Source organism: Amycolatopsis sp. NPDC004169 (assembly GCF_040610315.1).
In the GTDB taxonomy this organism is placed as follows: domain Bacteria; phylum Actinomycetota; class Actinomycetes; order Mycobacteriales; family Pseudonocardiaceae; genus Amycolatopsis.
In genome coordinates, this window is sequence record NZ_JBEXMD010000025.1 from 95,526 (window position 1) to 116,824 (window position 21,299).

Sequence of the window (21,299 nt, forward strand, 5' to 3'; positions counted from 1 at the left end):
CCATGATCACTCGATCTAGACATTTTCTTAACTTCACAACTTCGTGAAGCAAGTGTAGCTTCCGAACCATGGAAAACGCCATTTCGGTCATCGACCTGCACAAGTCGTTCGGCCGGACGAAGGCCCTCGACGGCCTCGACCTGCAGGTGCCCGCTGGGGAGGTGCACGGCTTCCTCGGCCCGAACGGTGCTGGGAAGTCGACGACCGTCCGGGTCCTGCTCGGCTTGCTCCACGCGGATTCGGGGGACGTCCGGCTGCTCGGCGGCGATCCCTGGAAGGACGCCGCGAGCCTGCACCGCCGCCTGGCCTACGTGCCCGGCGACGTCAACCTCTGGCCCAACCTCTCCGGCGGCGAGGTGATCGACCTGCTCGGGCGCCTGCGCGGCGGCCTCGACGAGAAGCGCCGCGCCGACCTGATCGAGCGGTTCGACCTCGACCCGAAGAAGAAGGGGCGGACGTACTCGAAGGGCAACCGGCAGAAGGTCGCCATCGTCGCGGCGCTGGCCTCGCGGGTCGACCTGCTGATCCTCGACGAGCCGACGTCCGGCCTCGACCCGCTGATGGAGGCGACGTTCCAGTACGCCATCCAGGAGGAGCGCGAGCAGGGCCGTACGGTGCTGCTCTCCAGCCACATCCTCGCCGAGGTCGAGGCGCTGTGCGACAAGGTCAGCATCATCCGCAACGGCAAGACGGTCGAGTCCGGCACCCTCGCCGAGTTGCGGCACCTGACCCGGACGTCGATCACCGCCGAGCTCGCCGGGCCGCCGAACGGGCTCACGAAGCTGGCGAACATCCACGACCTCAAGGTCGACGGCAACCGCGTCCGCTTCGACGTCGAAACGCGCTCGCTCGACGAAGCCCTGCGGCAGCTGACCGAGGTCGGCGTCCGCAGCCTGGTCAGCCAGCCGCCGACGCTGGAGGAACTCTTCCTGCGCCACTACACGACCGAAGCGAGCGCGAAATGACCGCGACGCTGGACCGCCCGGCCGTGGTGGCGCCTGCCCACGAGCTGGCGGGCACCTGGCACCTCACCCGGCTCGCGCTGCGCCGCGACCGGGTGATCCTGCCGATCTGGATCGTGCTGCTCAGCGTCGTCCCGGCGAGCTCGGTCAACACGTTCACGCAGTTCTACCCGACCGTCGCCGACCGGCTCGCCCTGCAGGCGGGCGCCAGCGCCAACCCGTCCTACGCGCTGCTCTACGGCCCGCCGTTCGACCTGACCACGGCCGGCGGGTTCATCGCCTGGCGCATGTGCGGGTTCCTGGCCCTGCTCACCGGGCTGATGGTGGTCTTCACGGTCACCCGGCACACCCGCGCCGAGGAGGACACCGGGCGCGCCGAACTGCTCGGCTCCGCGGTGGTCGGCCGGTACGCGGCGCTGACGGCCGCGCTGCTGGTGGCCGGCGGCGCGAGCGTGCTGACCGGGCTGGTCCAGGCGGTCACGCTGATCGGCGCCGGCCTGCCCGCCGCCGGCTCGGTCGCCTTCGGCGCGTCGGAAGCACTGGTGGGCCTGGTCTTCACCGGAGTCGCGGCGATCGCCGTCCAGCTCGCCGAATACTCCCGGACGGCCAACGGCATCGGGACCGCCGTGGTCGGCGCCGCCTTCCTGCTGCGCGGCGCCGGGGACTCCACTGTGGACGCTCGCTGGCTGTCCTGGCTGTCGCCGATCGGCTGGGTGCAGCAGATCAGGGCGTTCGCCGGGGAACGCTGGTGGGTGCTCGTGCTGCCGGCGGCACTGGCGCTGGTCGCCGGCGCGGCGGGCTACTGGCTGCTGCCCCGCCGCGACGTCGGCGTCGGGATCCTGCCGCCGCGGCCGGGCCCGGCGCGGGCCGCGGCGGGCCTGCGCACGCCGCTCGCGCTCGCCTGGCGGCTGCACCGGGGACCGCTGCTCGGCTGGATCATCGGCACGGCGGTGGTCGGCGCGGTGTTCGGCTCGATCGCCAGCGGCATCGGCGGGCTCGTCGGGTCGAGCCCGCAGGCGCAGCAGATCTTCGAACGGCTGGGCGGCAGCCACGCGCTGACGCAGGCGTTCCTCGCCGCGATGGCCGGGATGTTCGCCATGGTGGCGTCGCTCTACGGCGTCCAGGCGGTGCTGCGGATGCGCGGCGAGGAGACCGCGCTCCGGCTCGAGCCGGTGCTGGCCACCAGCGTCGGCAGGCTGCGCTGGGCGGGCAGCCACCTGGTGTTCGCCTTCTTCGGCACGGCGGCGCTGCTGCTGTCCGGCGGGGTGTTCATGGGGCTGGCCAACGGCCTGCGCACCGGCGACGTCGGCGGCTCGCTCGCGGACACCCTCGCCGGGATGCTGGTCCAGCTGCCCGCGGCCTGGGTGGTGGTCGCGCTGGCGGTGGCGATCTTCGGGCTGCTGCCGGGCTTCTCGGCCGCGGCGTGGGCGATCGGGGCGCTGGCCCTGCTGGTGAGCCTGTTCGGCCCGATCGTCGACCTGCCGCAGGTGGTGCTGGACGTCTCGCCGTTCCAGCACCCGCCGAAGCTCCCGGGCCAGGAGTTCACCGCGACGCCGTTGGTCTGGCTGCTGGCGGTCACCGTCGTCGCGCTGGTCGCCGGCCTGGCCGGCTGGCGGCGCCGGGACGTCGGCTAACGCGCACGCAGCTCGTGGTCGCGACCGGCCACGAGCTGCGCCTGCGGGCCCGCCTTCCCGCAACCGGGGCCGTTCGGCTCGCTCATCGCCGGCGTGACCTCGATGCTGTGCGGCTTCCCGTCGTCGAACCGGACGGTGACTTCGACCGGCTCGGCGGGCAGGCCGGGGACGTCCGCGAAGCCGTGGAGCCCGCCGGTCGGGACCATCGACGTGCCGCACGAGCTGTCCGGGCCGGTGCCCGTGCAGGTCGTCGCGCCCGCCGACGTCTCGGGGTGGAGGCCGACGTCGCGGGTGACGCACTGGCCGCGCCAGCAGGCCTCGAGCGTCGCTTTCGAGATGCCGGCCGGCGCCGGGATCGACAGGCCGATGCCGATCGGGAACCCGATCGCCGTGCAGGCGATCTCCGGCCCGGTGCACCCGGCCGTCACGGCGGCCAACACGGCGATCCCCAGTACGTGGCGCATGCCGACCAGACGGGACCGGCGGCCGCCGGGTTGCACCGCCTCAGTCACGCCAGATCGAAGTCGGCGGGAAGGTCGGGGTCGGCGAGGTCGGCGTGGCCGAGGTGGTCGGCGGAACGGTGACCTCGACGACGCTGGTCGTGGTCGTGGGCGACGGCGTCTCGACCGAGGTGACGGTGGCCGGCGTCTCGACCGAGGTCACGGTGACGGGCACAGCGGAAACGGTCCTGGTCGGCGGCACGGTGATTTCGGCGGGGCGCGGCGCCGCGGGCCGTCCGGCCACCAGCAGGGCGGCCACCAGCAGTCCGGTGGCGAACCCCGCGAGCCCGGTGACCGCGGCGGAGCCCCAGGTAGGTCGGCCACTCATCCCGGGCACCCCCTCGCCACGCGCAGCGCAGGTTCGAGGACTAACTCGCGTTGATCTTACGTCTTGTTACCCGACGTGCACCTGGAGCGGATAAGACTCAACTTTCTTGCGTCGGGTGCGCGCATGTGCCAGCTTGGAACCATGGGGGTACTGAGCAACCGGGACTTCCGGCGCCTTTGGCTCGCCGACCTGGTGAGTCAGCTCGGCAGCCGGATCGACGTGCTGGCGGTGCCGCTGCTCGCCGTCACCGCGCTCGGCGCGCCGGTCTTCGAGGTCTCCCTGCTGCGGACCGCGCAGACGCTGCCGTACCTGGTGCTCGGCCTGCAGGTCGGCGCCTGGTGCGACCGGATCCGCCACCGCCCGGTGCTCATCGCAGCCGACGCGGGGCGGGCCGTGCTGATCGCTTCGGTGCCGGTCTCCGCGCTGTTCGGCGTGCTCGGGATGGCCCAGCTGCTCGCGGTGGTCTTCGCCGTCGGCGTGCTCGGCGTCTTCTTCGACGTCGCCCACCAGACGTACGTCCCGCGGCTGGTGGCGCGCGGGCAGCTGCCGGAAGCCAACACCCGGCTGCAGACGAACCGGTCGACGGCGGCGGTCGCCGGCCCGGGGCTGGCCGGGCTGGTCGTCCAGGCGCTCGGCACGGCCGCCGCGCTGGCCGTCGACGCCGCCAGCTACCTGTGGTCGGCCCTCTGGCTGCGCCGCATCGCGACGCCCGACGTGCGGCCCGAGCCGCGTGAGCGGCGGCTGCTGCGCGAGATCGGTGAGGGGTTGCGGCTGGTTCGCGGCGACCGCGTCCTGCTGGCGATCAGCGCCCACGGGGCGGTGTCGAGTTTCTTCCAGTCGGCCCACCTGGCGATCGTGGTCGTGTTCCTGGCCCGCGACCTCGGGCTCTCGGCCTGGGTGATCGGGGTGCTCGGCACCGCGTCGCTGACCGGCGCCCTCACCGCCGGGCTCACCGCGCGCCTGCTCGGCGAACGGGTCGGCCAGGCGCGGGCCCTGTGGGGCGCGGCGGTCCTGTTCGGCCTGGCCTACCAGCTCTACCCTTTCACCGGCCGCGGCTGGGCCCTCGCCTGCTACGTCGTGGCCGGGTTCTTCACCAGCTACAGCGTCATCGTGCTGAGCGTGTTCGGCGTGAGCTTCCAGCAGGCCGTCACGCCGCCGGAGCTGCTGGGCCGGGTCAACGCCATCTCCCAGACGCTGGTGTTCGGCGTGGCCCCGCTCGGCAGCCTGCTCGGCGGCACTCTGGCCGGCGTGCTCGGCATGCGGCCGACGCTGCACGTCGCGGCGGCCGGCGTGCTGGCGTCGGCGGCGATCATGGTGTGGTCGCCGCTGCGGAAGCTGCGGGACCTGACGCCTTCAGGCCGTCGATGACCACCCGGACCAGGTGCGCGCTGCCCGGCGCGTACCGCTCGACGGCGAGGCAGCCGACGATGAGCGCCCGCAGGTCGTCGCCGTCGATGTCGCGGCGGATTGCGCCGGCCGCCTGGGCGCGGGCGAGCAGCTCTGCCAGCGCGGCGCGGAACTCGTCACCCGCGCCGGCCTTGAAGGCGTGCCCGCTCGACTCGGCCAAGGCGTCGCAGATCGCCCGGTTCAGTGACGCCTGTTTGATGACGCGAACGAAGTAGTCGATGAACACCGCGCCGGGATCTTCGGCTCCGGCGAGCGCGCGGGCCTCCTCGGCGAACCGCTGGATCCGCTCGAGCACGACGGCCTGGAAGAGGGCTTCCTTGCTGGGGAAGTGCCGGTAGACGGTCCCGGCGCCGACACCGGCGAGCCGCGCGATGTCGTCGAGCGGAACGGCCAGGCCATCAAGGGCGAAGGCCTCCTCGGCGGCGGCCAGCACCTTGGCGCGGTTGCGCCGCGCGTCGGCGCGCATCTTCTCCATCACGTCTCCTCGTTGACAACCGGAGCGGGAGCTCCGTATCGTCCTAAGCGGGCCCACCGTTCCGATTCAACGCCCAGTCTCGCAGGAGCATTCCGATGCCGCCCACCGTGCCCGAAATCGCCACCGCCGTCCGAACGGGAATGTCCGCTTTGGACGTCACGCCGTTCGCCGCCCTCTTCGCCGCCGACGCCGTGTTCGAGGTGCCTTTCCTCGGAAGGCGGATCGAAGGCCGCGAGGCCGTGGTGGCGGAGCTGACGGCCGGCGGCGACCGGGCGCGGGCGGCCGGCCTGTGACCGCCGCGGACGGCGAAATCACCTCGTACCGCGACTACCCGAACGTTTCCGCCGCTTCGGAGCTCACGCGTGCCGTGTTCGACCGGTTCCTCGCCGCCTCCGTGGAGAACCGGTGGGACGACCTCGCCGACCTCTACGCCGAAGACGTCACCATCGAGATGCCGTTCACCCCGGCAGGCGTCCCCCGGGTGACGAAGGGCCGCGAAGAACTGCGGCGCCGCTTCCACGCGGCCGCCGGCGTGCGGCGGGTGACCGGTGCCGGCAACGTCGTCGTCCACCAGACCAGCGACCCCTCGGTGCTGGTCGCCGAGTTCGACCTGCACCAGGAACTCGGCGGCGAGAGCCTCGTGGCCTCCTACGTCATGGTGCTGACGATCGAGGACGGCCGGATCGTGCACTCCCGCGACTACGCGGACACCGCCGCGGCCGCCGAGCGGATCCGGCGGTTCACGGAGTCGTTGCCCGCTGGGACGCCGGAGGGATGAACAACCGCTCGAACGTGCTCACCGTGTGACCCCAGACCCCCGGCACCAGCAGCACGCCGAGCAGTGCGAACACCGGGAAGATGAGCCGCTTCTCGACCTTCTTGCCGGTCCGGAAGCGCAGCACGCGCGGCGGCCGGATCTCGTACCACGTCTCCCCCGCGATCGGGATCGGGAAGAGGAACGGGCAGCCGGCCTCGGTCAGGGCGTCACCCAGGCAGTGGGTGAGGCAGCCGGCCGCCACCGCGATGCCGAGCCAGCCCGAAATGGCCGCCAGCTCACCCGCGCGGTCGGGCGGGGCGGTGAAGAACCACCAGGCCACCGCGGCTCCGCTGACCGGGAGGAGCCAGTCGCCCAGTGCGCCTTCGGCCAGCATCAGCCCGAAGACCACGACGCCGACGACCGCCCACGGGCCGCCTTCGGTCGTGCCCCACGACGTCAGCAGGCCGAGACCGGCCGCGAAGAGGACCGTGTGGGAGAGGTGGCGGTGCTTGCCGGAGACCTTCTCGTCCCGCGGGCCCTTCGTCAGCGCGTAGAAGCCGGCCGAGACGCGGCGGAGCACCCAGGACAGGGCGCCCGTCAGCCAGCCGAGCAGGCGGGACGCGCTCGCTCCGGGGTGGTCGAGGTCGGGCAGCAGGGCGAACCCCGCCGTGGTCGCCGCGAAGACGACCGCTTGGTGCACCGAACCCGCCCCCACCGCGGGCGCCAGGGCCAAGCCCGCGCACCAGCCGGTCAGGGCATGCGTCCGCCCCATCATCGTGCGCCCCCAGGTCCACGCGGAAAAATCGGTCCGCGGAACCGTAGCGGGCGGTCAGGCTTGGGGGTCTTCCGACACGCTCAGGTGTTCGGCCACGCCGGTGAGCTCGATCACGCGGCTCACCGCGGGGCTCGGGACGACCGCGAGTTCGACGTCCTGCTCGCCGGCCTGGCGTTGTGCGCGGAGCACCACGTTCAGCGCGGAGGAATCGAAGAAGGTCACCCCGGTCAGATCGGCCACGACCCGCTGCGCGCGCTTGTCCGCGATCAGCCCCGCGAGGGCCTCCTGCAGCTGCGGGCTGGTGAGCAGGTCGAGCTCGCCGGTGACCACCACCCGGGGTTCCGTCGCGTCGGTGTCCAGCGTGATGCCGAACCCGGGCGGGGTGGCGTTCTGGTCGGCTGCGGGCATGCAGTTTCTCCTCGTCAGGCGCTGCTCCTGCGCCGGGTACGCGCCTGTTGTTTCAAGCGGCAACCGTGTCACCGTGCCTTCCCAAGCTCGCGCCGGGCACGGTCAAGGCAACTCCGGGGCCAACCCTAACCCAGGAAGCGGCCGCGCCCGCCACGGCCGCCGTCCTTTCGCGTGTACTGCTCACCCGCGATCAAATCCTGCCTGCTCAGCGCTCTGCTCAGTGCGCACTCATGGTCTTCCGCGCCGCCCTGCGCTGGCGCAGGAAGAGCTGCCGCCGCTCGATCTCGCCGAGGCCGCCCCAGATGCCGTACGGCTCCTGTACGGTCATCGCGTGCGTGCGGCACTGGGCCAGGACGGGGCACGACTGGCAGATCGCCTTGGCCCGCGCCTCCCGCCGCTCCCGCGCCGAACCCCGCTCGTTGTCCGTGTGGAAGAACAGGCTGCTGTCCGCACCCCGGCACGAGCCGTGCAGCTGCCAGTCCCACTCTTCAGCAACCACGTTGGGCAGCCGGCTCACGTCAGCCATGTCGTCCCCGCCTTTCCCAGGATCAGCACGTCGACCGCTACATGCCCGCCGGTGGAGCGGATCAAACCCGGGTTTGGTTTGCTCACCCCACGGGCATCTCGCTGACCGGGCGTGGCAGAGACCGCCGATCCCCGGCAGCGCGAGTGCGGAGAAAGGAACAAACGTGGAGGACAACGCCCCGCTCGTCCCGGAAGGCGCGCAGGTCATCGAGGTGCGGACGGCAGCGATCCCGCACGTCGTGCCCACGCTCCGGACCATCGTGGCCGACATCGCGATGCGCCAGGACTTCGACCTCGACGCCGTCGAGGATCTGCGGATGGCGGTGGACGAAGCCTGCTCGCTGCTGCTCCCCGCCAGCGCGGACGGCCGCCTGACGTGTGTCTTCTCCTGGAGCGGGCCGCGCATCGAGGTTTCCGTGTCGGTGCTGTCCGACAGCGCCGACCACGAGGACGACGCCGGCCTGTCGTGGCAGCTGCTCACCGCGCTCGCGACGTCGGCCGAGCGCACGATCACGCCGGAGAACGGACGTTACGTGTCCCGGGTGGACCTCGTCCGGGAGAGCCAGGCGGCGGACTCGTGAGCGATCCCGCCGGGAGCAGCGGGGACGACCTCGACGTCGGCGCGCTGTTCAACCGTCTTGCCGAGCTGCCCGCGGACTCGCCGGAGCGCGAACGCGTCCGCGACACCCTCGTGCGCGCGCACCTGGAGCTGGCGCGCAACCTCGCCCGGAAGTTCCGCAACCGCGACGAGGCGATGGAGGACCTGGTCCAGATCGCCACGGTCGGGCTGATCCACGCCGTCGACCGGTTCGACCCCGCGCAGGGGACGGACTTCCTGGCCTTCGCGGTGCCCACCATCTCCGGTGAACTGCGGCACCACTTCCGGGACAACAGCTGGTCGGTGCGGGTGCCGCGGCGGCTCAAGGAGCTGAACGCGAACATCTCCGCCGCGCGCGAAGAGCTCACCGTGCAGCTCTCGCGGGCCCCGAAGCCCAGTGAGATCGCCGCGCGGCTCGGGGTGCCCATCGAGGACGTCTACGAGGGTCTCCGCGCCGGCCAGGGCCGCTACGGCGCGTCGCTGGACCACCTGCTGGAGAACGCGGCGCACACCCGGTTCGGGGCGCCCGACGCCGAGCTGGGCCAGGCCGAGCTGCGCGAGGCGCTGCGCCCGATGCTGGAGAGCCTGCCGGAGCGGGAGCGCAAGATCGTCGCGCTGCGGTTCGGCTCGGGGATGAGCCAGTCCGACATCGCCCGCCGTGTCGGGGTGTCGCAGATGCAGGTGTCGCGGCTGCTGGCCTCGACGCTGAAGAAACTGCGGTCCGGGCTGGACGAATCCGAGCTGGCCGACGGCACCTGATTAGGCCATCCGGCACCTGGGTACTTGGCGGGCAGGACCGAACTCACTGGGAGGGGGACCGGATGACGACGTCGAAGATGCCGCAGCGCACCGCCGCGGCCGCCGCCCCGCTGAGGGTGCTCCTCCCGGACGACGTCACCGCGCCGGCGATCGCCCGGCACGAGGTCCGGACGGCGCTGCTGCGGCTCGGCGTCCGGGAACGGCAGCTCGACGACGTCCTGCTGGCGACCTCGGAGCTGGTCACCAACGCCTTCGAGCACGGTGAGCGGCCCCAGCGGCTGGAGATGGAGTACGCCGGGGGCCGGCTGACGCTGCGGGTGCACGACACCGGCGGGCGGCTGCCCGAGCTGCGGGCGCCGTCGCCTGCCGAGGCCCGCAGCCGCGGGCTCGTCCTGGTCCAGGCGCTTTCGGTGGACTGGGGCTTCGAGCGGTGCCCCGGCGGCAAGTACGTCTGGGCCGTCTTCCGGCTGCCGGACGCCTGAGTCAGCGCTCCAGCAGCTCCCGGGCGGCGGCGGTCTCCGCGATCCGCTGCCGGAACGGCTTCCGCTCCAGCGCCTCGACGATCGCCGCCAGCACCCCGCGCAGCGGGTAGGGCAGCTCGGCCTCCAGCGCCTCGGACGCCTCGGTCGTCGCCGTCCACTCCGCCTCGATCAGCGGCAGCAGGCCGTGCGTCTTCTCGGTGAGCGACACGATGCGCTGCCGGGCGTCCGCGCCCGGTTCGAGGGCGACGAGCCCGGCCCGGTTCATCTGCGCGACGGTCTGGCTGGCCGCCGAGTGCGTCACGCCGATCTCCGCGGCCAGGTCGCGGATGGCGAGCGGGCCGCGCGCGAGCAGCGCCCGCACCACCGGGGAGTACCGCGGGCGGTAGTCGTCGAGGCCGATGTCGGCGAGGAACTTCGCGATGTCGGTCTCGAAGATCTCGAGGACGTGTCGCATCCGGGTCCCCAGCCCGTCCGGACCGGATGTCATGGCCATGACGGCGAATCATAGGCGCCGGGCGTGTGCTTGGATCGCGACATGGAGAACCGGAAGATCGCCCGCCTGGGCCGCGAGGTGTCCGTCGTCGGGCTCGGCTGCTGGCAGCTCGGGGCGGACTGGGGCGAGGTCGACGAGAACGACGCGCTGGGCGTGCTGCACGCGGCCGCCGACAACGGTGTCACCTTCTTCGACACCGCCGACGTCTACGGCGACGGCCGCAGCGAACGGCTGGTCGGCCGGTTCCTCGCCGAGCGCGGGGACGTCTTCGTGGCCACCAAGATGGGCCGCCGGGTCGAGCAGGTGCCGGAGAACTACGTCGCCGCGAACTTCCGCGAGTGGAACGACCGGTCGCGCCGCAACCTCGGCGTCGACACGCTCGACCTGGTCCAGCTGCACTGCCCGCCGACGCCGGTGTACTCCTCCGACGCGGTGTACGACGCCCTCGACGAGATGGTCGAGGAAGGCCGCATCAAGGCCTACGGCGTCAGCGTCGAGACCGCCGACGAGGCGCTGACCGCGCTGGCCCGGCCGCACGTGGCTTCCGTCCAGATCATCCTGAACTGCCTGCGCCTCAAGCCGCTGGAGCGCGTGCTGCCCGCGGCGGCCGAAGCGGGTGCCGGGATCATCGCGCGGGTGCCGCTGGCGTCCGGCCTGCTGTCCGGCCGCTACACCGCGCAGACGACGTTCGCCGAGAACGACCACCGCAACTACAACCGCCACGGCGAAGCGTTCGACGTCGGCGAGACCTTCTCCGGCGTGCCGTACGAGGTCGGCCTGGAGGCCGTCGAGCGGCTGCGCGGGCTGGTGCCGTCCGGCCAGACGCTCGCCCAGTTCGCGCTGCGCTGGATCATCGACCAGCCGGGCGTCAGCACGGTGATCCCGGGTGCCCGCAACGCTGCGCAGGCCTCGGCGAACACCGCGGCGGCGGCGCTCCCGCCGTTGACCCCGGAGGCGCTGGCCGGCGTCCGCGAAACCTACGACGAGCTCATCCGGCCGCTGGTGCACGATCGCTGGTGAGCCCGGCATGATGGGCCGATGATGACGCCCGAAGAGCTGCTGACCACCACCCGGACCGTCCGCAAGCGCCTCGACCTCGAGCGGCCGGTGCCGCTCGACCTGGTCAAGCACTGCATCCAGGTCGCGCTCCAGGCGCCGAGCGGTTCCAACACGCAGCGGTGGCAGTGGCTGGTCATCACCGATGCCGGGCAGCGCGCCGCGCTCGGCGGCATCTACCGCCGGGCGTGCCAGGAGTACCTGGAGTCGTCGCGGGCGGCGGGCAAGCTGTTCGCCGACGACCCCGAGCGGTCGAAGGTGCAGCAGCGCGTCGGCGACAGCGTCGCCTACCTCGCCGACCGGATGGGTGACGTGCCGGTGCTCGTCATCCCCTGCCTGGAGACGGACTCGCCGGAGCTGCCGCCGGGCAACCAGGCGGGCCTGTGGGCCTCGCTGCTCCCGGCGGCGTGGAGCTACATGCTCGCGGCGCGCTCGGTGACGCTGGGGACGGCGTGGACGACGCTGCACCTGAAGTACGAGCAGGAGGCGGCGGAGGTGCTGGAGCTGCCGAAGAACGTGCACCAAGCGGCGTTGATCCCGACGGCGTTCTACACGGGCGACACGTTCAAGCCGGCCGCGCGGCAGCCGCTCGAGGAGGTCCTGCACCTCGACCGCTGGTGACCCGCGAAGACCTCCTTGCCGGGGCAATTGGGGGACGTCGGCAAGGAGGCCGTCACGGCCTTTCGGCGGTCAGGTGGCCTACCGCACGGTGAGGGTCAGTCGCTGGATGCCCCAGGCGTCGGCCTGGCCTCCGGGCAGCCAGACATCGACGATGTCGTCCTTGATCCAGCTGCCGATGTCCGCCGCGTAGCACTCGCCGTAGCCGGGGACGGAGAACCGGGTGCCCCACGGGATGATCCGGGCGTCGACCGCGCAGAAACCCGGCCCGGCCTGGTAGCCCAGCGCCGTCTGGGCGACGTCGTTGTAGGACGTGACGCGGTAGTTCAGCGTGGTGCCCGCCGGGATGCGGTAGCCGGCGAGCCGGTTCGCGCCGTCGAGGCGGTAGGCCGTGGAGATCCGGCCGAGTGAACCCGGGGAGTTGTCCTCCGCCGTCATCGCGTACAGCTGGTAGTTCGCGTTCTGGCAGGGACTGGCGTCGGTGACGGTCAGCGTCGGCTGGCCCCAGTCGCTGATCCACTGCAGGGCTTGACCGTTGCGGAAAGCCCGGTAGGCCTTCGCGCCGGCGACCCTGGCGAAGGTGAAGGTGACCTTGCCGTCGCTGCCCAGGCCCCCGCTGACCGAGCCGGGTGCGGGCAGGCGGTTGCTCACGTCCACGGCGCCGACGAGCGTGCCGGGGCCGTGCCCGCCGGTGACCGGGCGGTCCGGGATCGGGCCGGGGTAGAAGTGCTGGCAGGCGGGCAGGGTGGCGGCCGAAGCCGCGGGGGCGGCGAAGAGACCGGCAGCGAGCGCCGCCAGCACGAAGACGGATGCCAAGCGCATAAGACCTCCGTGGTGGGGACCGGGTGGAGGTGACGCGAGCGGGTTCGCCGCTGGTCAAGACCGTAAGTGGCCTGGACCACACAGTCAATAGGTCTAGACCTTTAAGCGCCGATCGGCGCAGTCAGAGGTAGCTCACCAGCCGGTCGGCCAGCGCGGCCGGGTGGCTGAGCGGCACGCAGTGCGGGCCGTCGAGCTCGTCGGGCTCGATGCCGAGCCGCTCGCGGGCCACCCGCCGCTGGAAGTCCGGGACGAAGAACCGGTCGTCGCGGGCGAGGAGCACCTTGGTCGGGACGTCGGGGTGGGCCGGGAGCGGCCACGGTTCGTCCCACTCCTTGCTGACCTGCTCACGCCCGTGCGCCTGGCACGCTTCGGCGAGTTCCGCCGGGACGCCGTTGAAGAACTGCTCGGTCTCGGTCAGGCCCTTCGGCGATGCGAAGCCGGTGTTGTCCCACCACTGCCCCGGCTGCTCCCCCGGCGCCGGGACCATCCCGGCCAGGTACACCAGCAGCCGCGCCCGGACCTTCGCCGCGACCAGCGGCGCGGTGAACCCGCCGTACGAATGGCCGACGACGGCGACGTCCGTGCGGTCGCCCAGCGCGGCCAGGACCGTGCCGGTGAACTCCGCCAGCCCGGCCGTGCGGTCGGTGATCGGCAGGTCCGGGGCGACGGCGTCGTGGCCGCGGGCCTCGAGCTCCGGGATGAGCAGGTGGAAGTCCCAGCCGCTGCCGCCGCCCCCGTGGATCAGCGCGAAAGTCGTCACGCGGGCCAGCTCAGCAGCGGCGCAGCATGTCGGTCAAGGCGGTCTTCTCGGCCTGCGTGATCGTCAGCCCGTAGTAGTGCTTCACGACGATCCAGTCGGTCGCGTAGGTGCACCAGAAGGCGACCAGCGGCGGCTTCCACTGGTCGGGCGCCTTGTCGCTCTTCTGCTGGTTGACGTTGTCGGTGACGGCGAACAGCTGCGGCCGGGTCAGGTCGTTGGCGAACTGCTCGCGCTTCTCGGTCGTCCACGACTTCGCGCCGCTCGCCCACGCCTGCCCGAGCGGGACCATGTGGTCGATGTCGAGGTCGGTCGGCTTGGTCCAGGTCTCGTCGTCGTAGACGCTGGTCCAGGTGCCGGACAGCGCCTTGCAGTCCTTGTCCGTCTTGACGTCCTTGCCGTCGCGCTTGAGGACGACTTCGCGGGTGTCGCAGCCGGACCCCTGGCTGTCCCAGTGCGGGAACTTCTCGCGCGAGTAGCCGTCCATCGAGGTCCGCGCGGCGATGGTCAGCTCGTCGAGCTGCTTCTGGGCGTCGGCCGCACTGACCGGTACCGGCGCCCCCGAGGTCGACGGGGTCGCGCCCGCGCCCCTTGTCGCCCAGTACCCGAAGAGCGCGACCGCGAGCACCACGATTACCAGCAGAGTTCGCTGCGTCACGCTCAGCCGAAAGCCCCGGGCCGCCACGATTTTCTCCTCTCACCTGCGCGGTCGCGCGGCGTAGTCTCACCTCTGCCGGCCCGGGACAACCGCGCCGACACGACGACCTGGCGCGAATGTGACGTCGCCCACCCACGGCGGAGCTGTCACACGGAGCCGATCTTCTGCGACTACCGGAGCAGGACCCATCCGGAGGGAGCAGCCGATGCCCGGCCGGCTCAAGAAGTTCGACGAGTTCTTCCAGCGCAAAGCCGCGGAAGGCGGCAACGTCGTCGCCATGGCCCGGATGGGCTTGGCCATGCGCGAGCGCGGCGAGCTGGCCGAGGCCGAATCGTGGTACCGCAAGGCCGCGATGGGCGGCGACCGCGTCTCGATGACGGCGCTGGCCCACCTGCTCGCCGACCGCGGGGTACTGGACGAGGCCGAGCGCTGGTACCACGAGGCGGCGCTGGCCGGCGAGCCGCACGGGATGCAGTACCTGGCCAAGTCCTACGAGCGGCGCGGCAAGCGCGAGGACGCCCGGCACTGGTACGGCGAGGCGGCCCGGACCGGCGACCTGCCCTCGATGGCCGCGCTCGGGCGCCTGCTGCGTGAAGAGGGGAAGAACGAAGAGGCCGAGTCGTGGCTGCGGCAGTCCGCCGAGGCCGGCTTCACCGGCGCGATGATCGACCTGGGCATCGTGCTGCGCGACCGCGGCCAGGCGGCCGAGGCGGCGCGTTGGTGGCGCTCCGCGGTCCAGGCCGGCGACCTCTCGGCCACCTGCCAGCTCGGCAGGCAGGCCGAGCGCCTCGGCCGGCCGAGCGACGCCGAATCGTGGTACCGCCGGGGCGCGGGCGGCGGCCACGTCGAGGCGATCACCCGGCTCGGGCTGCTGCTGCACCGCCGCGGCGACGTCGAAGAGGCGGAGAGCTGGTACCTCGACGCGGCCGAGCGCGGCGACCCGGCGGCGATGACCAACCTGGGCGTGCTGGCCCGCAACCGCGGGGACGAAGGCGAAGCGGCCGCTTGGTACCGCAAGGCCGCGGAGCACGGGAGCGTCCCGGCGCTGACCAACCTGGGCCACCTCGCCGAGCACCGCGAGGACCTGGCGCAGGCCGAGCAGTGGTTCCGCCGCGCCGCCGAGACCGGCGACGTCCAGGGGATGCTCAGCCTGGCGCGGATGCTGCGGGCCCGGGGAGCTGCCCACGAAGCCGAGTTGTGGCTCGCGCGCGCGGAAACCGCGCAGGACGAGCGGGAGCACCAACACTAGCTATTGTGTGATCCACTTCACAGTTCTAGCCTGAAGGCGCACCCCAGGAGGTTGCGCAATGAGGCCACGAGTCCTGGTCGCGAGCATCGGCAACGTCTTCCTGCACGACGACGGCTTCGGCGTCGAAGTGCTCCGGGAACTGGACCGGGCTGGTCTGCCACCGTGGGTGCAGATCGCCGACTACGACATCGCCACGGTCCACCTGGCGTACGACCTGACCGGCGGCTACGACACGACGATCCTCCTGGACGCGACCCCGCACGGCGTCCGCCCGGGAACGCTGTCCCTGACGTCGGCGACCGACACCCACGACCTCCCGGGCGACGCGGTGGTCCGCCTGCTGCGCCTCCTGGGCGGCGACGCGGGCCGCGTACTGGTCTTCTGCTGCGAACCCGCGTGCGTAGACGGCGGGATCGGGCTGTCACCGGAGGTCCGCGCGGCCGTCCCGGCGGCGGTGCGGGTGGTCACCGAACTGGCGTGGGGCGCGAACCCGGAGCTGCCGGTCAGGGAGAAGACGGAAGTCTGACCAGTTCCGGCAGTTCCGGCAGCTGCCGCAGCGCTTCCAGGACCACGTTCACGCCCGCGCGCAGCGGGGTTCCGCTCCGGACCACCGCCGCGATCGTGCGGGTCACCGGGGTGGCCAGCTCGCGCGTCGCCACGCGGTAGTGGCGGTCGACCGCCAGCCCGGGGAGCAGTGCGATCGCCAAGCCGGCTTCGACGTGCTGCAGCGTCATCAGGTAGTTGCTGAAGCGGCACACCACCCGCGGCTCGAAGCCCGACTCGCGGCACAAGCGCAGCGTCAGGTTCGCCATGTACGACTGCGGCATGTCCAGCGCCCACGGCTCGTTCGCGTAGGCCGACAGGACGGCCGGGCCGCGGGGCGCGTCCGGCGGTGTCACCAGCACGATCGGGTCCGTGGCCAGCGGGACGATGTCGAGGTCGGGGCCCAGGGGCAGCTCGACGAAGTCGGTCGTGGTGATGATGACGTCGGCGTCGCCGCCCCGCAGGGCCGGGATGCTCTCGTGTGGCTCCAGCTCCAGAAGCTGGACCTCGAGGTCCGGGTGCGCCAGCCTGCTCACCGCCGGGACGGCGAGGGTGTGGATGGCGCTCTGGAACGCGCCGAGCCGGACCAGGCCGGCCGGCTCCTCGTTCAGGCTGCGCAGCTCCGCCTCGACCGTCTCCATGTGGTCGAGGATCACCCGCGCGCGGCGGGCCAGCATCAGGCCCGCCGGGGTGAGCCGGACCCGACGGCCGGTGCGTTCCAGCAGCTGGGTTCGGGTTTCCGCTTCGAGGACGGCCAGCTGCTGCGACACGCTGGACGCGCTCAGGTTGGCGTCATGCGCCACCGCGCGGACGGTGCCGAGGGTGTCGAGCTTGCTCAGCAGCCGCAGGCGCCACGGGTTCAGCATGCCGTCATTGTTGTTCGGCGGAACCGAACAGGGAAGCCGGAATTGTGAGATGGACGTGTCGCTCGCCGCGACCTAGCGTCGAAGCCATGGCTGACTCCTTCTGGGCTGACGTCGACCGGCACCTCGTGCGGTACGGCGGCGCCTTCACCCGCGAGATCATCGACCACGCCGAGGGCAGTTTCGTCTTCACCGAGGACGGCCGCCGGATCCTGGACTTCACCTCCGGCCAGATGAGCGCGATCCTCGGGCACGCGCACCCGGAGATCGTCGAGACCGTCCGGCGGCAGGTGGGCCGGCTCGACCACCTGTTCAGCGGCATGCTGAGCCGCCCGGTCGTCGACCTGGCGCGGCGGCTGGCCGAGACGCTGCCGTCACCGCTGGAGAAGGCGCTGCTGCTCACCACCGGCGCCGAGTCGAACGAGGCCGCCGTCCGGATGGCCAAGCTGGTCACGGGACGGCACGAGATCGTCTCGTTCGCCCGCTCCTGGCACGGCATGACGCAGGCGGCGGCGAGCGCGACCTACAGCGCGGGCCGTCGCGGGTACGGGCCGGCCGCGCCCGGCAACTTCGCCATCCCGGCGCCGAACGCGTACCGGCCGGACTTCACCGACGCGGCCGGCGAGCTGGATTGGCGCCGCCAGCTGGACTTCGGGTTCGAGCTGATCGACGCACAGTCGGTGGGCAGCCTGGCCGCGTTCCTGGCCGAGCCGATCCTCAGCTCGGGCGGGATCATCGAGCCCCCGCCCGGCTACTTCGCCGCACTGGCCGAGAAGTGCCGTGAGCGCGGGATGCTGCTGATCCTCGACGAAGCCCAGACCGGGTTGTGCCGCACCGGGAACTGGTACGCGTTCGAGCGCGACGGCGTCGTCCCGGACATCCTGACGCTGTCGAAGACGCTCGGCGCGGGCCTGCCGCTGGCCGCGGTGGTGACGAGCGCGGCCATCGAGCAGGAGGCCCACGACCGCGGGTTCCTGTTCTTCACGACGCACGTGTCGGACCCGCTCCCGGCGGCGGTCGGCAACACGGTGCTGGACGTGCTGGCCCGCGACCACCTCGACGAGCGGGCGCTGCAGCTCGGCTCGGTGCTGCGCCACGGCCTCGAGCAGCTCGCGTACCGGCACGAGGTCGTCGGCGACATCCGCGGCCGCGGCCTGCTGGCCGGGGTGGAACTGGTGGTGGACCGGAAGACCAAGCGGAGTTCCGACGAGCTGGGCGCGCGCGTCACCCGGCGCTGCCTCGAACTGGGGCTGCACATGAACATCGTGCAGCTGCCCGGGATGGGCGGGGTGTTCCGGATCGCGCCGCCGCTGACGGCGTCCGAAGAGGAGATCTCGCTCGGCGTGTCCATTTTGGACCAAGCGATCGGGGACGCCGTCAAGATGTCATGAGAACGGCCTCCTTGCCCACCCGCCAATCCAACACCGCGGCGCGAAGCGCCTCCGTTGAGGGCGGTGGTGGGGGCATGGATGGACGGGCAAGGAGGCCGCTTGCGACAGCGTCAGAAGCCCGCTGTCACCTTCGTGAAGTCCCAGTCGTTCTGGGCGATGCCGCTGCACGCCGACTGGACGCCGCCGCCGGGGCAGCCCCGGTCGCGGTTGACCGACCAGAACGCCAGGCGGGCGATCTTGTTCGACTTGGCCCAGTTGGTGATCTGGGTCCAGGTCGACAGGTCCGTCAGCTCCTGCTGGTCGGACAGGCCGTTCATGCCCGAGATGCCGAGGTGGGCGTACGCCGTGGCGTCCGACCACCCGAACGTCGACTTCAGCTTGTCACGCAGGCCGTTCGCCGCGCTCACCGTGCTGGTGTACATGTTCGCGCCGCCGCCGAAGTCGAACGGCATGATCGTGTACACGTCCACGTTCGCGCCCAGCGCCTTCGACTGGTCGATGAGCCGGTTCCCGTAGTAGTTCGGGCCGGTCGTCGACGTGCCGAAGGTCAGGATCGTCTGGATCCCCGGGTTGTTCTGCTTGACGATCTTGAGCGCGCCCAGGATGCGGTCCTGCACGGCCTCGTTCTCGAACTCGTCGGAGTTCTCGATGTCGATGTCGATCGCCTTCAGCCCGTAGGCGTTGATGACCTGCTGGTACGCGCCGGCCAGCGCGGCAGGCGTCGAGCAGTTCGGGCCCAGCTTGTTGCCGCTCCAGCCGCCGAACGACGGGACGACCTGGCCGCCCGCCGCCTTGATCTGGGAGATCGCGGTGGCGTCGGCGCTGCCCGACAGCGGACGGCTGCTGTCCCACGCCGGGTTGCAGCCACCGGAGGCGTTGATGAACGCCATGGTGAACCACTTGATCCCGGTCGCGGACATCACCGTCTGCGGGTTCGGCGGGCTGCCCCAGCCCATGTAGAGGTAGGGCGCACCCCGGCCACCCGCCGGCGGCGGCGTGGTGGTGGTCGTCGTCGGCGGGGTCGTCGTCGTAGGAGGCGTCGTGGTCGTGGGGGGTGTGCCCCCGGCGGCGCACGAACCCCCGTTCAGCTTGCAGTTCGACGGCGCGGCGTACGAGCCGGAGTACGCCACGTTGAACCCGAAACTGGCGCTACCGCCGTTGGCGACGTTGCCGTTCCAGGTGTTCTTCACCGTGACGTGCTGGCCGGACGCCGTGTAGCTGCCGTCCCACAGCGACGAGATCTTCGCCCCGGAAGGCAGGTCGAACTCGACGGTCCAGGTGGCGAGCGTCGAGCCCGAGCCGTTGGCGATCGTGTACTTGCCCTCGTACCCGGTGCCCCAGTCGGAGCCCTTCGAGAAGGTCGCGGACACACCGCCCGCCGCGTTCGCCGGCGCGATCACGAACATCGCGCCGATCGTGGCGGCCGCGGCCGCCAGCCCGAGTGCGGGCAACCACCGGCGGCTCACGACAGGCCGTTCTTCATCGCGGTGATGAGCTCGCCGCCCGTGGTGTCACCGGTCAGCTCCCAGAAGAAGGCGCCGCCGAGACCCTGCTGCTTGGCGTAGGACATCTTGCCGTTGATCGTCGCCGGGGTGTCGTAGCTCCACCAGTTGCTGCCGCACTTGGCGTACGCGGTGCCGGCGAAGGTGCCGGTCGACGGGCAGGTGTTCTTGAGGACCTTGTAGTCCTCGATGCCCTGCTCGTACGTGCCCGGCGCGGGGCCGGTCGCCGTGCCGCCCGGCGCGTCCTGCGTGACGCCGGTCCAGCCGCGGCCGTAGAAACCGATGCCCAGCAGCAGCTTGCTCGACGGGACGCCCTTGCTCTTCAGCTTCTGGATCGCCGCGTCGGAGTAGAAGCCCGGGGTCGGGATGCCGGTGAAGTTGGTCAGCGGCGAGTGCGGGGCCGTCGGACCCTGCGCGGCCCAGGCACCGAAGTAGTCGTAGGTCATCACGTTGTACCAGTCGACGTACTGCGCGGCGCCGCCGTAGTCGGCGACGTCGAGCTTGCCGCCGCTGCTGCCGTCCGCGGTGATGGCCGAGGTGATGAGGAACGACGAGCCGAACTTGGCCCGCAGCGCGGACATCAGGTTCTTGTAGGCCGCGGCACCGCTGGTGTCACAGGACAGGCCGCAGGCGTTGGGGTACTCCCAGTCGATGTCGATGCCGTCCCAGATGTCGGCCCAGCGCGGGTCCTTCAGGAGGTTGTAGCAGGACTGCGCGAAGGCGGCCGCGTTCTGCGAGGCCTGGCCGAAGCCACCCGAGTAGGTCCAGCCGCCGAACGACCAGATGACCTTGAGGCCCGGGTGCAGCTTCTTCAGCTTGCGCAGCTGGTTGAAGTTGCCCGCGACCGGCTGGTCCCAGGTGTCGGCGACCCCGTCGACGCTGCCCGCGGCGTCGTAGGTCTTCTGGTAGTCGGCGTACGGGTCGTCGTTCGCGGTGCACTGCCCGTTCTTGACGTTGCCGAACGCGTAGTTGATGTGGGTCAGCTTGCTGGCCGAGCCCGACGTCTCGATGTTCTTGACGTGGTAGTTGCGGCCGTAGACGCCCCACTGCACGAAGTAGCCGACGTTCTTCAGCCCGCCCGGCGGGGGCGGCGTGGTGGTCGTCGGGGTGGTGGGCGTGGTCGGCGTCGTCGTCGGCGTCGTCGGGGTGGTGGTCGGCTGGGTCGGGGTCGTCGGCGTGGTGGTCGGGGTGCCGCCGCCGGCGTCGCAGGAACCGCCGTTCAGCTTGCAGTTCGCCGGGGCCGAGTAGGTGCCGGAGTAGGCGACGTTGAAGCCGAAGCTGGCGGTTCCGCCGTTGCCGACGTTGCCGTTCCAGCTGTTCTTGACGGTGACGTGCTGGCCGGACGCGGTGTAGCTGCCGTCCCAGAGCGACGAGATCTTCGCGCCGCTCGGCAGGTCGAACTCGACGGTCCAGGTCGGCAGCGTCGAGCCGGAGCCGTTGTTGATCGTGTACTTGCCCTCGTAGCCGGTGCCCCAGTCGGAGCCCTTGCTGAAGGTGGCGCTGACGCCGCCGGCGGCGTTGGCCGGCACGGTGACGAGGCCGACCGCGAGCGCGCCGACCGCGGTGAAGAGACCGAGGAGGTGCCATCTCTTTCTGGACATCGCTCTCCCTTGAGCCAGGTGCAGGGTGGCGGAAACCCACACCGCCGGCGGGGACCAGGGCGGTGTTTTGCGCCGTTTGCGCAAACGGTACGTGGTCCAGACCAATTACGGAAGTGTCACCACGAAGAGTGATAAC

At 71.5% G+C, this 21,299-nt stretch carries 26 protein-coding genes; 13 read left to right on the top strand and 13 right to left on the bottom strand.

Features of this window, described 5'->3' with window-relative positions; all coding sequences use genetic code 11:
* Positions 1 to 68: 68 nt before the first annotated feature.
* Positions 69 to 965, top strand: a complete 897-nt coding sequence (locus tag ABZX11_RS29775) for an ABC transporter ATP-binding protein (protein WP_354919011.1) — start codon at positions 69 to 71, stop codon at positions 963 to 965.
* The gene (locus ABZX11_RS29780; protein ID WP_176173582.1) at positions 962 to 2,596 is read left to right on the top strand and encodes an ABC transporter permease; all 1,635 of its coding nucleotides are present in this window, start codon (positions 962 to 964) and stop codon (positions 2,594 to 2,596) included. The genes ABZX11_RS29775 and ABZX11_RS29780 overlap by 4 nt, the downstream gene beginning before the upstream one ends.
* On the opposite strand, the gene ABZX11_RS29785 is transcribed toward ABZX11_RS29780, so the two are convergent.
* Positions 2,593 to 3,060 (bottom strand): hypothetical protein, encoded by a 468-nt coding sequence (locus ABZX11_RS29785; protein ID WP_354919015.1) that lies wholly within the window; start codon positions 3,058 to 3,060, stop codon positions 2,593 to 2,595. The two genes, ABZX11_RS29780 and ABZX11_RS29785, sit on opposite strands and share 4 nt — an antisense overlap.
* A 40-nt stretch (positions 3,061 to 3,100) precedes the next feature.
* The gene (locus ABZX11_RS29790; protein ID WP_176173584.1) at positions 3,101 to 3,424 is read right to left on the bottom strand and encodes a hypothetical protein; all 324 of its coding nucleotides are present in this window, start codon (positions 3,422 to 3,424) and stop codon (positions 3,101 to 3,103) included.
* Positions 3,425 to 3,565: 141 nt separating this feature from the next.
* Here ABZX11_RS29790 and ABZX11_RS29795 point away from each other — a divergent pair, with 141 nt between their 5' ends.
* Positions 3,566 to 4,792, top strand: coding sequence for an MFS transporter (locus ABZX11_RS29795; RefSeq protein ID WP_354919018.1), 1,227 nt, complete (start codon positions 3,566 to 3,568; stop codon positions 4,790 to 4,792).
* On the opposite strand, the gene ABZX11_RS29800 is transcribed toward ABZX11_RS29795, so the two are convergent.
* On the bottom strand, positions 4,734 to 5,306 hold the full coding sequence (locus ABZX11_RS29800; protein WP_354919021.1) for a helix-turn-helix domain-containing protein: 573 nt from the start codon (positions 5,304 to 5,306) through the stop codon (positions 4,734 to 4,736). The genes ABZX11_RS29795 and ABZX11_RS29800 overlap by 59 nt on opposite strands.
* 95 nt (positions 5,307 to 5,401) lie before the next feature.
* Here ABZX11_RS29800 and ABZX11_RS29805 point away from each other — a divergent pair, with 95 nt between their 5' ends.
* Positions 5,402 to 5,599 carry a hypothetical protein gene (locus ABZX11_RS29805; RefSeq protein ID WP_254897035.1) on the top strand — a complete coding sequence of 66 codons (198 nt, stop codon included), beginning with the start codon at positions 5,402 to 5,404 and terminating at the stop codon, positions 5,597 to 5,599.
* Positions 5,596 to 6,084, top strand: a complete 489-nt coding sequence (locus ABZX11_RS29810) for a nuclear transport factor 2 family protein (protein WP_354919024.1) — start codon at positions 5,596 to 5,598, stop codon at positions 6,082 to 6,084. The genes ABZX11_RS29805 and ABZX11_RS29810 overlap by 4 nt, the downstream gene beginning before the upstream one ends.
* Here the strand turns inward: ABZX11_RS29810 and ABZX11_RS29815 are convergent.
* The 3 genes from ABZX11_RS29815 to ABZX11_RS29825 all read right to left on the bottom strand — a co-directional run bounded on the left by ABZX11_RS29815 (position 6,047) and on the right by ABZX11_RS29825 (position 7,772).
* Positions 6,047 to 6,835 carry a metal-dependent hydrolase gene (locus ABZX11_RS29815; RefSeq protein WP_176173587.1) on the bottom strand — a complete coding sequence of 263 codons (789 nt, stop codon included), beginning with the start codon at positions 6,833 to 6,835 and terminating at the stop codon, positions 6,047 to 6,049. The genes ABZX11_RS29810 and ABZX11_RS29815 overlap by 38 nt on opposite strands.
* Positions 6,836 to 6,892: 57 nt before the next feature.
* Complete coding sequence (locus ABZX11_RS29820; RefSeq protein WP_003078104.1) at positions 6,893 to 7,246, bottom strand: STAS domain-containing protein; 354 nt, start codon at positions 7,244 to 7,246, stop codon at positions 6,893 to 6,895.
* Between the two features lie 217 nt (positions 7,247 to 7,463).
* A complete protein-coding gene (locus ABZX11_RS29825; protein WP_176173588.1) occupies positions 7,464 to 7,772 on the bottom strand; it encodes a WhiB family transcriptional regulator in 309 nt (102 codons plus the stop codon).
* A gap of 163 nt (positions 7,773 to 7,935) precedes the next feature.
* On the opposite strand from ABZX11_RS29825, the gene ABZX11_RS29830 reads away from it, so the two are divergent.
* The 3 genes from ABZX11_RS29830 to ABZX11_RS29840 all read left to right on the top strand — a co-directional run bounded on the left by ABZX11_RS29830 (position 7,936) and on the right by ABZX11_RS29840 (position 9,610).
* A complete protein-coding gene (locus ABZX11_RS29830) occupies positions 7,936 to 8,352 on the top strand; it encodes an anti-sigma factor (protein WP_176173589.1) in 417 nt (138 codons plus the stop codon).
* Positions 8,349 to 9,128 (top strand): SigB/SigF/SigG family RNA polymerase sigma factor, encoded by a 780-nt coding sequence (locus tag ABZX11_RS29835; RefSeq protein ID WP_176173590.1) that lies wholly within the window; start codon positions 8,349 to 8,351, stop codon positions 9,126 to 9,128. The genes ABZX11_RS29830 and ABZX11_RS29835 overlap by 4 nt, the downstream gene beginning before the upstream one ends.
* 62 nt (positions 9,129 to 9,190) lie before the next feature.
* On the top strand, positions 9,191 to 9,610 hold the full coding sequence (locus ABZX11_RS29840; protein ID WP_354919029.1) for an ATP-binding protein: 420 nt from the start codon (positions 9,191 to 9,193) through the stop codon (positions 9,608 to 9,610).
* Position 9,611: 1 nt separating this feature from the next.
* Here the strand turns inward: ABZX11_RS29840 and ABZX11_RS29845 are convergent, their stop codons facing one another.
* On the bottom strand, positions 9,612 to 10,103 hold the full coding sequence (locus ABZX11_RS29845) for a MarR family transcriptional regulator (protein WP_354919032.1): 492 nt from the start codon (positions 10,101 to 10,103) through the stop codon (positions 9,612 to 9,614).
* Between the two features lie 42 nt (positions 10,104 to 10,145).
* Here ABZX11_RS29845 and ABZX11_RS29850 point away from each other — a divergent pair, with 42 nt between their 5' ends.
* On the top strand, positions 10,146 to 11,123 hold the full coding sequence (locus tag ABZX11_RS29850; protein WP_176173593.1) for an aldo/keto reductase: 978 nt from the start codon (positions 10,146 to 10,148) through the stop codon (positions 11,121 to 11,123).
* 18 nt (positions 11,124 to 11,141) lie between these two features.
* Positions 11,142 to 11,780 (top strand): nitroreductase family protein, encoded by a 639-nt coding sequence (locus ABZX11_RS29855; RefSeq protein WP_354919036.1) that lies wholly within the window; start codon positions 11,142 to 11,144, stop codon positions 11,778 to 11,780.
* A gap of 78 nt (positions 11,781 to 11,858) precedes the next feature.
* Here the strand turns inward: ABZX11_RS29855 and ABZX11_RS29860 are convergent, their stop codons facing one another.
* The 3 genes from ABZX11_RS29860 to ABZX11_RS29870 form a co-directional block, all read right to left on the bottom strand.
* Complete coding sequence (locus ABZX11_RS29860) at positions 11,859 to 12,599, bottom strand: 3D domain-containing protein (RefSeq protein WP_354919039.1); 741 nt, start codon at positions 12,597 to 12,599, stop codon at positions 11,859 to 11,861.
* A gap of 121 nt (positions 12,600 to 12,720) precedes the next feature.
* Complete coding sequence (locus tag ABZX11_RS29865) at positions 12,721 to 13,359, bottom strand: alpha/beta fold hydrolase (RefSeq protein WP_354919042.1); 639 nt, start codon at positions 13,357 to 13,359, stop codon at positions 12,721 to 12,723.
* A gap of 10 nt (positions 13,360 to 13,369) precedes the next feature.
* Complete coding sequence (locus tag ABZX11_RS29870) at positions 13,370 to 14,041, bottom strand: HNH endonuclease family protein (RefSeq protein ID WP_354919046.1); 672 nt, start codon at positions 14,039 to 14,041, stop codon at positions 13,370 to 13,372.
* Positions 14,042 to 14,219: 178 nt separating this feature from the next.
* Here ABZX11_RS29870 and ABZX11_RS29875 point away from each other — a divergent pair, with 178 nt between their 5' ends.
* Both ABZX11_RS29875 and ABZX11_RS29880 read left to right on the top strand, forming a co-directional pair.
* Complete coding sequence (locus ABZX11_RS29875; RefSeq protein ID WP_176173598.1) at positions 14,220 to 15,263, top strand: tetratricopeptide repeat protein; 1,044 nt, start codon at positions 14,220 to 14,222, stop codon at positions 15,261 to 15,263.
* 58 nt (positions 15,264 to 15,321) lie between these two features.
* Positions 15,322 to 15,789: a hydrogenase maturation protease gene (locus ABZX11_RS29880; protein WP_354919050.1), complete on the top strand. Its 468-nt coding sequence runs from the start codon at positions 15,322 to 15,324 to the stop codon at positions 15,787 to 15,789.
* On the opposite strand, the gene ABZX11_RS29885 is transcribed toward ABZX11_RS29880, so the two are convergent.
* Entirely contained in the window at positions 15,767 to 16,672 is a 906-nt protein-coding gene (locus ABZX11_RS29885; protein ID WP_354919053.1) for a LysR family transcriptional regulator, read from the bottom strand. The genes ABZX11_RS29880 and ABZX11_RS29885 overlap by 23 nt on opposite strands.
* A gap of 86 nt (positions 16,673 to 16,758) precedes the next feature.
* Between ABZX11_RS29885 and ABZX11_RS29890 the strand changes: the two genes are divergently transcribed.
* On the top strand, positions 16,759 to 18,060 hold the full coding sequence (locus ABZX11_RS29890) for an aspartate aminotransferase family protein (RefSeq protein ID WP_354919056.1): 1,302 nt from the start codon (positions 16,759 to 16,761) through the stop codon (positions 18,058 to 18,060).
* A 110-nt stretch (positions 18,061 to 18,170) separates the two neighbouring features.
* Here ABZX11_RS29890 and ABZX11_RS29895 read toward each other — a convergent pair whose 3' ends face one another.
* A complete protein-coding gene (locus tag ABZX11_RS29895; protein ID WP_354919058.1) occupies positions 18,171 to 19,526 on the bottom strand; it encodes a cellulose binding domain-containing protein in 1,356 nt (451 codons plus the stop codon).
* Complete coding sequence (locus ABZX11_RS29900) at positions 19,523 to 21,163, bottom strand: glycosyl hydrolase family 18 protein (RefSeq protein WP_176173603.1); 1,641 nt, start codon at positions 21,161 to 21,163, stop codon at positions 19,523 to 19,525. Before ABZX11_RS29900 ends, ABZX11_RS29895 begins: the two co-directional genes overlap by 4 nt.
* Positions 21,164 to 21,299 lie beyond the last annotated feature (136 nt).